This is a genomic window from Sinomonas sp. P10A9 (assembly GCF_041022165.1).
GTDB lineage: Bacteria > Actinomycetota > Actinomycetes > Actinomycetales > Micrococcaceae > Sinomonas > Sinomonas puerhi.
Map to the genome: position 1 here is coordinate 1,263,689 of NZ_CP163302.1, position 13,673 is coordinate 1,277,361.

The following is a 13,673-nucleotide window of genomic DNA, read 5'->3' on the forward strand; positions in this document are numbered from 1 at the left end:
GCCATGCCGTACGAGCGCGATCCCGCCGCTGCGGCGACTGACCCAGCGGCGGCGGACCCCGAGCCCCACATCCTCGAGCTGCGCGTGCATGGTGTCCGCAACACCCCGCCGCAGGAGATGCTCGGCACCAGTGTGGACCGGATCGCGCTCGTACACGATGGACCGATTCCTCTGGGTGACAAGCTCGCCGGCTTCTACACCACGAGGGACCGCGACCCGGACGCCCGCACGCGCCTCGAGGCGTACAGCTGGGGCAACCTCGACCGCTTCGCGAAGGGCCGCAGCTTCCTCACCGGCGTGTGGCGCACGGTCTACAACGTGCTGTGGTTCCTCGTCGCGCCCTTCGGCTTCGCCAACGCCGGCTACTGGGCGCGAGCGTTCGAGACCGACCCGCGCCGCGAGGGCGGCCTGCGTACGGGCAGCGGCGGCGGGATCACGCGGCTGTTCGCCCTCGCCCTGACCCTGCTGCTCACGGCCGCCGTCTCGACGGTCATGTTCGACCTCGTCGCGGTCCAGTGCTTCCTCCCCATCGACCAGACCGGCGCGTGGCGCGTGTGTAGCGCCCTTCCGGGCCAGCTCGACGGGCTCGGCCAATGGACGCGCGGCCAGCGCCTAGCGCTGTTCTCGCTCGCGCCGATCGCCGCCGTCGTGGTCATGGCCGTCCTGGGCCTCATCAGCGACGTCCGCTTCCGCACCAGGATCCACGACGCCGCGCGGGTCCGCGAGGCGCAGGCCGCGCCGGATGCGCTCCCGCTCGCGGTGCCCGAGATGTGGATGCGCCGGCGGGTCAATTCGCCCACGGGTCTCCTGCACCTCGCCGCGGGCGTGGACCTCGTCGTGGCGACCCTCGCATGGGACGCCGTCCCGCACGACGGCGCCGCGGCACCGACGCTGTTCGGCCTCGCCCTCGCGCACCTCGCCGCATCGGCGGCGGTGATCGCGTTCTGGGCGAGGTCCGTGCGCGCGCCGCATCCGGTCCCCGGCGGCGAGGGGCTGACCCAACGGATCCGCGACAGCAGGGATGCGCAGGCCAGCATCCTCCTCGGCATCGCCGTCGCGGTCTACCTCGCGTGCCTCGGCCTGGAGATCTGGGGCTCCGGCACCAACGTGCCCGGTCCGTTCGGCGGCGGCCAGATCACCCCGACCCTGATCCTCGTGGCCCTCACGGTCCTCGCCACGGCCGGCTGCGTGGTCCGCGCGGGCTACAACGAGTGGATCGCCGCCGCCGTCCTGACCGTCGGCACGGCCGCGCTCTGGGCGGTCCTGGCCGGATGGCTCGACTCCTTCGGGTGGGGTGCCAACGCGGCGGCGCTCGCCGTCGTCGTCCTCAGCGGCGGACTGGTCGTGGTCCCGTACCTGACGATGCGGCGACGGAATGCGAGGGTTCGCGAGGAGGCCTGGCACGGCGCCGGCCCGGGTGTGTTCATGATGCTCGGGCTCCTCCTCGGAGCGTTCCTCGCGAGCGCCCTCGCGCTTGGCGCCGGCTCCTACCTGCGCTCGGGCCGGTTCCAGACCCGCGGCGTGCCGGGTGACCCGCTCTTCCGCGACGTTTCGCTGCCCTCGGGCGCCCACGACATCACCGTCCCGATTGCCTTCTGGGCCTTCGGCGGGGTCCTCGGGCTCATGGCCGCCATCGTCATGCTCGTGCTCATTGTGGTCGGGCTCCTCAAGCTGGGCCGCTCGACCATCGACACGCCCGCCATCGACCAGTCCGAGGAGGTCTACCGTCTCGAGATCGTCAAGCAGCGCCGCGCGAGCGCGTTCCTTCAGCGGGCCGAGCCGCTCCTGCACTTCCTCGCGTGGACTGTGGGCATCGCCGTGGCAGCGTCGATGGCGCTCGCCATCCTGTGGGAGAACAGGGAACACAGCGGACGCTGGGCGTGGGTTCGGGGCGTGCTCACGGGCGCCTTCGGCGGGGACTCCGTGACCGCGATGTGGCAGGCCGGCCAGCTCGTGGTCCTCACAGCAGTGGTGCTCGGCGGCACCGCCGTCCTCGGGATGGCCGTGACCAAGGCCGCCTCGCCGGACGCCGCTCGGCCGCTCGGGCTCCTGTGGGACCTCATGGCGTGGCTCCCGCGCGCCGCGCACCCGTTCGGGCCTGCCTGCTACAGCGAGCGCGCCGTGCCCGAGCTCGCCGACCGGATGATCCGCTGGCTCGAGCCGGACCCGCGCCGCCGCGTGCTCCTCTCGACCCACAGCCTCGGGACCGTCCTAGGCGTCGCGGCTCTCTTCCACCTGACCGCGATCGGCCGCGCCGACCTCATACCGCGCGTGCGGTTCCTGAGCTTCGGTATGCAGCTGCGCCCGTACTTCGGGCGGTTCTTCCCCGAGCTGTTCGGCCCCGATGTGCTCGGAACCCCCGGGGTCGGCGCGCCGTCGTTCTGGACCGCAGACCCGTGGAAGGGCAAGGACCTGCCGGTTGTCGGCACGCCTCCGCGCAGCCGCGCCCGGGTCCTCGAGCGGGCGCGCATCCTCGCGGATCCCGAACTGGAAGGGCACGACGGCGTCCGCTCGCCCGCTGCGGGGCCCCTCACCACGCTGCTGGGGACTGCTCCGGCTCCGCAGCCGGTGTGGATCAACCTGTGGCGGCGCACGGACTTCCTCGGGTTCCCGGGCTACTCCTACTCCCAGGAGGCCAACGTGCTTGATCGCCTCACCCTCGAGATGGAGCCCGACTCGTACATGGCACAGGTCGCGACCCACGGCAACTACCTGCCGACCGTGGCCTACCTCACCGCGCGGCGCGACCTCATCGCGGACTGGTAGCCGCCGGCCGGGCTGGCGCGTCAGCGCGGGGCCATCCGCTCCAGCCGGCGCGCCCAGCTCGGCGTGTGCTCGGGCCGCGGGCCGATCGCGATGAACCGCGCCGGGATGGACTGCAGGATGGGGAACCGCGTGAGCACCCGCAGAGGCAGCGGAACGGCGGTCCGGGACGTCGCGACCTGACCCTTGAGCGCCCTGCTCACGACGCCGCGCGCGGCCGCGCGCTGGAACGCCTGCACGAGCGCGGTGGGCCGGAGCCTGCGCCGCCGCACGCCGGACAGGACGTCCGCAGGCACCGGGCCGGGATGGTGCCGCATCCACTGACCCACAAGCTGGGCCGCCGCGACGGCGTCCTGGATCGCGAGGTTGATGCCGACGCCGCCCACGGGGGACATCGGGTGGGCCGCGTCGCCGATCAGGAGCAGCCCATCGCGGTGCCACTCCTCGAGCCGCTCGACCCTGATGTCCAGGAGCTTCACGTCGTCGAGGGTCTTGGGCCAGGTGTCCAACCGGTCCGCGAGCCACGGCTGGAGGCGAGCGAGCTTCGCCCTGAACGCGTCGAGCCCCTCGCCACGCAAGGCTGCGTCGGCCCCCTTGGCCAGGAGGTAGCCGCATTGCCACGTGTCACCGCGGTCGATCATGATCATGAACTCATGGCCCGAAAGGCGCCCGACCCCGCCGTCGGGATCGCCCTCATGGCGCGGGAGGCGGAACCACCAGATGTCCACGGGCGAGCCGAACTCGCGCGGGACCAGGGCGGCCGCTTCTCGGACTGTCGACCAGCGCCCGTCGCACGCCACGACGAGGTCGGCGGCGAGGACGTGCTCAGCGGGTTCCGGCTCCGCTGCGCTGCGCTTAACCCCGGCAAGCTCAGCCACTGCTGGCTCAACCGCCGCAGGCTCAGCCACCGCATAATCCCGCCAGCGCACCCCGGCGACGCGCCCGCCGTCACGCGTCAGGCCCACCACCTCGGCCGAGCGGACGAGGGTGAAGTGCGGCTCGTGCTCGGCGGCGTCGGCGAGCATCTCGAGGAAGTCCCACTGCGGGACGAAGGCGACGTACGGATGGAGGCCGGGGAGTGCGCGGCCGAAGTCGGCGAGCCGGACGGTCCCCGCGTCGAGCTGGATCTCGACCGAGTCCACGCGTCGCTGGGGGAGCGCGGCGAACGCGGAGCCGAGGCCCAGTTCGTCGAGGAGCCCCAGCGTTGAGGCGTGCACGGTGTCGCCGCGGAAGTCGCGCAGGAAGTTGGGGTGCTTCTCGAGCACCACGGTGTCGATCCCGCCCCGCGCGAGCAGGAGTCCCAGGAACATCCCGGCGGGCCCGCCGCCGACCACCGCCACGCGTGTCCGCTCCGGTGCAGCCATGCCTCCAGCGTACGCGGCGGAGGCTTCCCTCCGGGGGTGGGACGCCGAAGCGGCGACGAGAGCGTCCATACTCGTCGCCGCACCCGGCGCCGTGACGTCGGTGGCCTGAGGCGTCCGCGCGGGCTAGTTCTTGATGTACCCGTTCGGGTTGAGGACATACTTGCTGGCCGCGCCGGAATCGAACTCGGCGTAGCCGCGCGGAGCGTCTTCGAGGCTGATGGCCTTCGCGTTGACGTTCTTCGCGATCGACACCCGATCGTGGAGGATCGCCATCATGAGCTGGCGGTTGTACTTCATGACCGGGCACTGGCCCGTGGTGAAGGACAGCGACTTGGCCCAACCGGTGCCCAGGCTCAGCGAGAGCGAGCCCTTCTTCGCGGCTTCGTCGACGCCGCCGGGATCGCCGGTCACGTAGAGGCCGGGGATGCCGAGGGCCCCGCCGGCCGCCGTGATGTCCATGAGCGAGTTGAGCACTGTGGCCGGAGCTTCGCTCGCGCCCGCGCCGTGGCCCTTCGCCTCGAACCCGACAGCGTCCACGCCGCAGTCCACGAGGGGCTCGCCGAGTATCTGCTCGATCTGCTCCGCCGGGCCGCCCTGGGTGAGGTCTACCGTCTCGCAGCCGAAGCTCGCGGCCTGCTTGAGTCGGTCCGCGTTCATGTCACCGACGATCACGACGGCGGCCCCCAGCAGGAGCGCGCCCGTCGCCGCCGCGAGGCCCACCGGTCCGGCTCCCGCGACGTACACGGTCGAACCCACGCCAACGCCCGCCGTGACGGCACCGTGGAAGCCAGTCGGGAAGATGTCCGAGAGCATGGTGAGGTCCATGATCTTCTCGAGCGCCTGGTCCTTGTCCGGGAACTTGAGGCAGTTGAAGTCCGCGTACGGCACGAGCACGTAGTTGGCCTGGCCGCCGACCCACCCGCCCATGTCCACGTACCCGTAGGCCGAGCCAGGCCGGTCGGGGTTGACGTTGAGGCAGATCCCCGTCTTGCGCTCCTTGCAGTTCCGGCAGCGCCCGCAGGCGATGTTGAACGGGACGGAGACGAGGTCTCCGACCTGGAGGAACTCTACGTCCGGCCCCGTCTCGACCACCTCGCCGGTGATCTCGTGCCCGAGCACGAGGTCCGGGGGAGCCGTGGTGCGCCCGCGGACCATGTGCTGGTCGGAGCCGCAGATATTGGTCGCGACGGTCTTGAGGATGACGCCGTGCGGGACCTTCCGCCCAACGTTGGCCGGATTGACGCCGGGCCCGTCCTTGAGCTCGAACGTCGGGTAGTCGATGTCGATGACCTCGACCTTGCCCGGGCTCTTGTACGCGACTGCATTGTTGCCTGCCATAGTTCTGGTACCTCTCTGCTCAGTGAAGCAGGGGCCCCAGCCCCTGCGGTGCTGATTCAGCGGACCGTCCATGACGCCGGCTGCGGCCTTTGGGGGACCGCTCGCGATGCCGCCAGCGTCGTTGAGTGGCGGTTTTTCGACCGTAGGCACGGCCAAGGGCAGGGGTCAAGGCCCGGAGGCCTGATCCGGCTTAGGACGCGAGGGGCCAGCCGATCACCTTCTTGGGCCGCGGCGCCGCGTACGTGCGGACCTTGGACGTGCTCAGCCCGAGCCGGACGAGCCCCTCGGCCACCGCGACGGCGGCGGCCACGCCGTCGACCACCGGGACACCGCAGCGTTCGCGGATCTGGGCGTCGAGACCACTCATGCCGCCGCAGCCGAGCACGATCACCTCGGCCCTGTTGTCCCCGACAGCGCTCTCCGCCTGGGCGACGATCTCTTTCACGGCCCGCTCTGGATCGGTCTCGAGTTCGAGGACGCCGAGCCCGGACGCGCGCACCGAGGCGCAGCGGGCATCGAGCCCGGCGAGCTTGAGTCGGTCCTCGATGAGCGGGACGGTGCGGTCGAGGGTTGTGACCACGGAGTACTTGTGCCCCAGGAACATCGCGGTCGATGCCGCGGCCTCGGTGATGTCCACGACCGGGACGTCCAGCAGCTCCTGGAGGCCCTCGCGGCCGTGTTCGCCGTAGCCGGCCTGGATGACGGCGTCGAAATCGCCCTCGTAGCGCGTGATGGCGTCCATGACGGCGACCGCCGCGAGGTAGGACTCGAAGTTGCCCTCACAGGAGGCCGCGCCGAACCGCGGCGTGATGCCCACGATCTCGGTGCCTTCCGACGCCGCGGCCCGTGCGGCCTCGGCGATCGAGTCCGTCATGGACTGGGTGGTGTTGACGTTGGCGACGAGGATGCGCATGGCGGCTTCCTTCCGTTGGTGCGTTGGCATAAATGCGTTGGCATAGAGGGGTAAGCACGACGCCGGCGGGCCGGGTGCGGGGGCCGGCCAGCCGACGTCGTGCGTTGTGGCGGTGTGGGCGGGGCGGTTCCGACCTTTTGCCCCACCAGCCACGCGCTTAGTGGACGCTCGGGACGGCGATGGCCTCGCCTTCGACGTCCTCGAACGTGCACTTGCGGTCGGCCAGGAAGTAGAAGTTGACCGCCGCGATGCCGGCACCGAAGAACCACGTGAACGAGCTCAGCGGCGCGAGGACTGGGACAAACCCGATGACCAGCGCCACGGCCGCCGCGGGGATGAGCGCCGCGATGGCCTTCGGGTTGATGCCCCTCGCGTAGTGGTACGTGCCGTCGCGGGCCTCGGAGTAGAGGGCCGGGACGTTGACCCTGCCGCGGCGGACGAGCCAGTAGTCGGCCATGATCACGCCGAAGAGCGGGCCGAGGAGGGCACCGAGGCCGCCGAGGAAGTACTCGATCACCGCGGGGTTGTTGTACAGGTTCCAGGGCAGGATCACGAGTCCGATCACGGCCGAGACGAGCGCTGCGCGGCGGAAGTTGAGCCTGCGCGGGAACAGGTTGGTCAGGGCGTACGTCGGTGCGACGAAGTTGGCCATGAGGTTCACGGCGACGGTCAGGACCAGGAGCGCGGTGGATGCTGCTGAGAGCAGGAACGTGTTGGGGATCGAGGCAACGATGTCCGAGGGGCTCCCGATGATGTGGCCGTTGATCTTGAACTGGGCACCGACGAGGACCACAGTGATGGTGCCGAAGAGGAGCATATTGATCGGGATGCCCCAGAAGTTGCCCTTGACGATCGACTTCTTGGACCGCGCCGAGCGCGTGAAGTCGCAGAAGTTCAGGACGAACGTGCCGTAGATCGAGACCCACAGGGCGCCGCCGCCGAGGACCTTGAGCCACATGTCGCCGCCGCTGAGCTCGTGGCCCGTGTTCCACGCGATCGAGAATCCGGCCTGCGAGAACATCCAGATCGCGAGAGCCGCCATCGTGGCGAGGATGACGGGGCCGGCGAAGGCCTCGTACTTGCGGATCATCTCCATGCCGTAGGAGACGATGACGACCTGGACGATCCAGAGGGCGACGAACGCCATCCAGCCGAGCGCGGAGAGTCCCAGGATCGAACCCTCGTCGAGCGGCTTGAGGTCCGGGAAGACGGCGATCAGGAGGACCCGCAGCACTACGGACGCGAGGTATGTCTGGATGCCGAACCACGCAACGGCCACGCCGCCGCGGATGAGCGCCGCGATCTGGGCGCCGTGGATGCCGAACGCGATCCGGCTCATGACGGGGAAGGGGACACCCGTCTTCTGGCCCATGAAGCCGGAGAGGGTCAGGAGGGCGAAGAGCAGTGCCGCGCCAACTCCGAGGGCCGCGAGGACCTGCCAGCCGCCCAGGCCGAGGGCGAAGAGCCCGATGGCGAAGGCGTAGTTGCCGAGGCTGTGCACGTCGTTGGCCCACAGCGTGAAGATGCTGTAGGCGGTCCAGCTGCGGCCCTCGCGCCGGGTCGGCGCGAGGTCCCTGTTGTAGAGGCGGGGGCTGAGGCCGGTCGGCACCGCGGATGCTGCGTGCCTGGCCTCCGTGTGGGCCACGTCTTCAGTGTCCAGCGTCTGGACGGCGGTGTCCTGTGTGCTGTTCATGATTGAACTCTCTGGGATCGGGTCAAGGACGGCGCGCAACTTGGTGATGCACTGGCCTCTGGGATCTTCTGAGGCTCAGCAGTGCGGTCCGAGGGGCCGCATGTGGTGCAAGTCTCGGGGAGGTGTGACCCGCGTCTCGCTTTGGTATTCCAAAGTTAGTCCACTGGTATCCCAAATGGCAATGGGTTTGAGGGGTCAAAAAATGACGCCGCGGTGGGGCACGCCGTGATTCCGTGGAACCGTGCGTGTCCCGACGCGGCGTCGGGGAGGGCCGGGGCTGGGCCTCAGGGGGGAAGGCCCAGATCCTGCCCTCGATTCCGGCGTGGTGCCGGAGGCTCGCCTATCAGGCCGGGAGCTGGAGCACCTGGCCCGGGAAGATCAGGTTCGGGTTGGAGATGATCTTGGCGTTCACGTCGGCCAGGGCCTGCCAGCCGCCGGTCACGCCGAGGTTCTGGGCAATCTGGCTCAGGGTGTCGCCGGCAGCCACCGTGTAGGTGCTGCCGCTGACCGCGGCCGCGGCGGCGTGGCGGGCCGGGGCCTGCTGGGCCGGGGCCTGCTGGACCGGAGCCTGCTGGGCCGGGGCCGCCTGCTTGGCGGGGGCCTGCTGGACCGGAGCCGCCTGCACCTGGACCGGAGTCGGGTTTGCGCCCGACTTGCCGTACAGGCCCAGCTTGGCGGAGCACGCTGGCCATGCGCCCCAGCCCTGGCCGGCGAGCACCCGCTCGGCGACGGCGATCTGCTGCGCGCGCGAGGCGTTCTGCGGAGCGCCGGTTCCGCCGAAGGCGGCCCAGGTGCTCTGGGTGAACTGCAGGCCGCCGTAGAAGCCGTTGCCGGTGTTGATGGACCAGTTGCCGCTGGACTCGCACTGGGCGAGCGCGTCCCAAGTGGCGCCGTCGGCGGCGTTGGCGGCGGGTGCCCCGAGGGCGGCAGCGCTGAGGGCCGCACCGGAAGCGGCGACGACGGCGAGTGAACGGCGGGCAGCTGAAAGAGTGATCTTCTTCATAGGGAGTCTCATGATGCACGGGGCTCCACCGGCACTCGCTCCGTCCCCGGAACTCAGCATGCGCCGCCGGCCCCTGACGTTGAGAGGTCAGGTCATGGTGGCTGCGCAGACGGCGGCGAACGGTGGACGGCAGCACCCGGCATATGTGGCCAGCGGCCGTGGGCCACAGGCTTTGTTGGCGCCTCGCTGGGGGATGGCGGGCGGTAGGTCCGTTATCGAACTGACACCTACCGTAGGGTACTAATCCGTCGTTGCCAAATTGTGACCAATTCCGCGCGTCGTCCGCGTAACCTCCGGAGGCCTACTCGAGGAGTCCCCGGACGTCGTCTGCAGTCAGCGTCGAGGAGAACATCGCGTCGTCATCCATGACCGAGGAGAACAGGGCTGCCTTCTTCTCCTTGAGGGCAATGACCTTGTCCTCGATGGTGCCCTTGGCCACCAGACGATACGTCATCACACGCCGGGTCTGTCCAATCCGGTGGGCGCGGTCCACCGCCTGGGCCTCGGCCGCGGGGTTCCACCAGGGGTCGAGCAGGAAGCAGTAGTCCGCCTCCGTCAGGTTCAGCCCGAACCCGCCTGCCTTGAGAGAGATGAGGAAGACCGGAGCCTCGCCCTGCTTGAACCTGCCAACGACCTCGCCGCGGCGCTTCGTGGACCCGTCCAGGTACTCGTACGGAACCCCCGCCGCATCCAGTCGGGCGGCGGCCTTCTTCAGGAAGGACGTGAACTGGCTGAACACGAGCGCGCGGTGGCCCTCCGCCACCACGTCGTCGAGCTGCTCGAGGAGGGTGTCCAGCTTGGCCGGGGACACGCCGCTGTGCGTCTCGTCGACGAGCGACGGGTCCAGCGCCATGAGCCGCAGCAGCGTGAGGGAGCGGAACACGATGAACCGGTTCCGGTCAAGGTCCTCGACGAGGCCGAGGACCTTCTCGCGCTCGCGCTGGAGGTACTGCTCGTAGAGCTTGCGGTGCCTCGGGTCGAGCTCGACGTCGAGGCGCTGCTCGAGCTTCTCCGGCAGCTCAGTGGCGACCGCCTCCTTGGTGCGGCGCAGCATGAGCGGCCGCGCACGACGGCGCAGCCTCGCCAGACGCTCGGAGTCGCCGTTCTTCTCGATCGGCTTCGCGAAGTCCTGCCCGAAGTGGTTCGCGGCCGGGAACAGGCCCGGGGCGACGATCGCAAAGAGGGACCACAGCTCCATGAGATTGTTCTCGAGGGGCGTTCCGGTCAGGGCGAGTTTGAACGGGGTCTCGAGGTCCCTCGCGAACTGGTGGGCCTTGGTGGCACGGTTCTTGAGGAATTGGGCCTCGTCCATGATGAGGCCCGCCCAGGGGAGGGCAGCGTAGGCCTCGTAGTCCAGGCGGAACAGGGCATAGCTCGTCACGACGATGTCCGCGGCCTGCGCCGATTCCGAGATCGGGGTGCGGGACTTGCCCTCGGTATCCGTGAGGGCCACGGTGCGCAGCCCCGGGGCGAACCTGGCGGCCTCGGCCTCCCAGTTCGAGACGACGGAGGTCGGGGCGACGACGAGGAACGGGGGCTTCGACTCCGTTGCGCTCCGCTCAACCACGGGTGGTTGAGCCGTGTCGAGACCCCTCGTGTGCAGGATGAGGGCAAGCGTCTGGAGGGTCTTGCCGAGGCCCATGTCATCGGCGAGGATGCCGCCGAGCCCGTGCCGGTGCAGGAAGGCGAGCCACTGGAACCCCTCGTCCTGGTAGGGACGGAGCTCGGCGTTGAGCCCGCTGGGCACGGGAACCCTGTCCAATGCGGTCGGGTCCAGGAGCCCCGCAACGGTCTGCTTCCAGCGCGGCGGCTCGACTGTCTCGCCGGCGATTTCGGCGAGCTCGTCCCACAGGCCCGCCTGGTAGACGCTCAGACGCGGGGGCTTCTTGGATGACGGACCCTCGACGCGCCACTCGCGCAGCTCGTGGGACTCGTCGATGATCCGCTTGAGCCGCTCGATTTCTGGGGTATCGATCCGGAACCAGCTCTTGTCCGGCATGAGCACCTTGGTGCGGCCGCGGGCCAGGGCAGTGAAGATGTCCTGGAAGGGGATGTTCCGGCCGGCGATCGTGACCATGAGGCCCAGATCGAACCAGTCGTTCTTGTCGGATTCGACGGCGCTGAGCACGAGCCTCGGCGTCCCTTCGAGGCGCCGGTAGTCCGGCTTCGTCCCCTCGACCCTGACGGTGACGCCGCCGAGCCCATCGAGGGCCGGCAGGATCCGTTCGGTGAACTCGGCCGTCTCGAGGTCTTCCAGCCGGGCAGGCCCTACGGGGTGGCCTCGCAACGGGCTGTCTGCGAGGATTGCCGCCACTCGCGCGAGCGTCTCCTCCTCGGCTGCATCGTCCCGCCGCACCGCCTCGTCCGGCGACGGCACGAGTGGGTGCTGGCGCACGCCGTCGCCCGTCCGGTACTCCCAGTGCCACGCGAGCCGCAGCACGTCCTGGGGTTCGAACATCGCGGTGAGCACCAGCAGGGGCGGCTCGATCGGCGGGAGGTCGAGCGCGGCGTCGACCGCCAGCGTGACCGACCGGGCCAGATCGGGGTAGAACTCGGCGAGGAAAGCCTCGCGGTCCGAGGCCGGGATGATCACGCCGTCCTGGGCCGCAAGCAGGGCGCGCTCTCGATCTCCCAGGCGGGACGCGGCACGGGCCAGGACGATCATGTCCTCGCGCTCGCCGGTGCGCACGACGGCGTAGGCGCCGTGGTCTCCGATCGTTCCCGCCCTGTCGGTCGGCAGGGCGACGTCGCCGACCGACAGGGACGGGACGAGCCGGAGCGCGCCCTCGTCCGCTGAGGGGAGGACATCGAGCCGGATGGCCGCGATGTCGTCGGACACGACGACGTGGCTTCCCCGGGCCGAGCCCATGAGCTCGATACCGAGCTCTGCCGCAGCGTCGAGCAGGGTCCACAGGAGGGGGCTCGCGAACTCGTCGAGGTAGATCCACGGGTCGCTGCCGTTCCAGTAGCCCGACTCCGTGCCAAGCCTCAAGGCCTGGATCTCGCGGAAGAGGTCGAAGTGGGCCGGCACGAATTCGCCCAAGGCGTCCTGCCGTCCGAACTTACTCCAGACCATGTCGCCGCGAAGCCATCTGCCGGTGGCGGGGTTGAGCGCTACGGGGCGCACGCCGAGCTTGTGGCCCGACCGAACCCTGCTGGGCAGCGACCGCGAGTATCGCGCGCCCAGCATGGCCGTCATATCGCGGAGCTCGAACTGGAGGCCGAGCGACTTGGGTTCCGTGAAGCGCCTACGGTCGCCCGGTGGGCTGATGATGCGCCGCAGGTCCTGCTTCCACACAGGCTCCGATCGTCTCGCAGCAGTCAGCTCTGCGGCCTCTGCGCGGAGCCGGGTGGTGTTGGCCGTGAGCACGACCGCGGCCAGGTGCTTGCAGTCCGTAGTGACAGGGCACGTGCACCAGCCGCCGGCGTACCGGTACGACCCCTGATGCTTCTCGAGGTACACGCCGACCTCGTAGGGCTCGTCGTCGCTGCCGAAGACCTGCGCCGTGAGCTCGGCGATCTCCGGGTGCCATGCGAGATGCTCGACGCGCCCCTCCCGGGCGTAGGTGTGCGCCCGTGCCATGGCCGCCGGCCCCACCCGGTTGACCATCCCCGCCATGTCCACGAGGGGCAGGGCAGAGCCTTCGCCCGGCTCGGGGAAAGGGAAGGAGGCCACGGATTCATCGTCCCACGCCTCTCCGACAGCCTTCACCACACGGACCCCATGGCCCCGAGCCGCTAGGAGCAGCCGGGGCCCGTGGGGTTGGTGATGCAGTTGTCCGCGTAGAGCTTGACCTCAGAGCGCCAGATGCTAAGGGCTTTCGGCGCGCTGGGTACTTGGGCCGTGCCGGCGATGGGCTGGTAGGGGCCGCCGTCTACGGAGAAGGTACCGGTGAAGACGGTGGTGAGGCCGATGCTGACGTCGGCGGTCTGGGTGAAGATGTGGCTCGTGACGGTCTTCTCGCCCCAGCGGGCCTCGGGGATCGGGCCGCCGGGGACCCCGGTGACGAGAGTGGAGCCGTCGCCGTAGGTCCAGCGGTACTCCAATGGCTTGACCTTGATGTCGACCCGCTTCCCCAGGATGTCGATGCTGAACGTCTGGTCTGCCGGATCGGCGTAGATATTGGTTTCCGCACCCTTGAGCGTGTGGCGTCCGGGCTGGCTGCCCAGTTCGGGTGCCTTGATCGGGAGCTCGCGGAGCTGCTTCTCGGTCACTGCAATGACGACGTCGCCCGGTCGCTCGGGGGGTTTGCCCGGATACAGGCAGGCCTGCTCGAGCCGCTGCCACGGCGCGTCCGGATTACGGGTGTCCCTTCGTTCCCAGACGACCATGATCCCGCCGGGTTCTGAAGTACAGCGGGAATTCAGTGCGGCGCAGGCGGTGGCGTCGATGGTGTCCACGTCATTCGCGCACGCAGGGGCGTAAGAGTAGACGAAGACCTCAGCGACGCCCTCCACCTTGGGGAACTTGAACTCGACCTGACCGCCGGTCGTTCCATTAAGTATTGCTGTCTGGCCGTCAAAATATCCGTCAATTCCGTCTGCCGCAGCCGCGATGGGCGCGGCGAGCGCAAAGAGGATTGACATTAGCAGAGCGCT

The 13,673-nt window shown here is 69.6% G+C and carries 8 protein-coding genes; 1 reads left to right on the forward strand and 7 read right to left on the reverse strand.

Annotated features, from left to right (window positions below; all coding sequences use genetic code 11):
- The first annotated feature begins 3 nt into the window (after nt 1–3).
- On the forward strand, nt 4–2,766 hold the full coding sequence (locus AB5L97_RS05775) for a hypothetical protein (RefSeq protein WP_369046831.1): 2,763 nt from the start codon (nt 4–6) through the stop codon (nt 2,764–2,766).
- Nucleotides 2,767–2,786: 20 nt separating this feature from the next.
- Here AB5L97_RS05775 and AB5L97_RS05780 read toward each other — a convergent pair whose 3' ends face one another.
- The 7 genes from AB5L97_RS05780 to AB5L97_RS05810 all read right to left on the reverse strand — a co-directional run bounded on the left by AB5L97_RS05780 (nt 2,787) and on the right by AB5L97_RS05810 (nt 13,661).
- Nucleotides 2,787–4,127: an FAD-dependent oxidoreductase gene (locus AB5L97_RS05780; RefSeq protein WP_369046832.1), complete on the reverse strand. Its 1,341-nt coding sequence runs from the start codon at nt 4,125–4,127 to the stop codon at nt 2,787–2,789.
- Between the two features lie 123 nt (nt 4,128–4,250).
- Entirely contained in the window at nt 4,251–5,465 is a 1,215-nt protein-coding gene (gene fdhA / locus AB5L97_RS05785) for a formaldehyde dehydrogenase, glutathione-independent (RefSeq protein ID WP_307955941.1), read from the reverse strand.
- Nucleotides 5,466–5,655: 190 nt separating this feature from the next.
- Nucleotides 5,656–6,378 (reverse strand): aspartate/glutamate racemase family protein, encoded by a 723-nt coding sequence (locus tag AB5L97_RS05790; RefSeq protein WP_369046833.1) that lies wholly within the window; start codon nt 6,376–6,378, stop codon nt 5,656–5,658.
- Nucleotides 6,379–6,535: 157 nt separating this feature from the next.
- Nucleotides 6,536–8,071, reverse strand: coding sequence for an NCS1 family nucleobase:cation symporter-1 (locus AB5L97_RS05795; RefSeq protein ID WP_369046834.1), 1,536 nt, complete (start codon nt 8,069–8,071; stop codon nt 6,536–6,538).
- A 343-nt stretch (nt 8,072–8,414) separates the two neighbouring features.
- Nucleotides 8,415–9,074 (reverse strand): transglycosylase family protein, encoded by a 660-nt coding sequence (locus AB5L97_RS05800; RefSeq protein ID WP_369046835.1) that lies wholly within the window; start codon nt 9,072–9,074, stop codon nt 8,415–8,417.
- 301 nt (nt 9,075–9,375) lie between these two features.
- Nucleotides 9,376–12,750 (reverse strand): SNF2-related protein, encoded by a 3,375-nt coding sequence (locus AB5L97_RS05805; protein WP_369046836.1) that lies wholly within the window; start codon nt 12,748–12,750, stop codon nt 9,376–9,378.
- A gap of 62 nt (nt 12,751–12,812) precedes the next feature.
- On the reverse strand, nt 12,813–13,661 hold the full coding sequence (locus AB5L97_RS05810) for a hypothetical protein (RefSeq protein WP_369046837.1): 849 nt from the start codon (nt 13,659–13,661) through the stop codon (nt 12,813–12,815).
- Between the last annotated feature and the right edge of the window lie 12 nt (nt 13,662–13,673).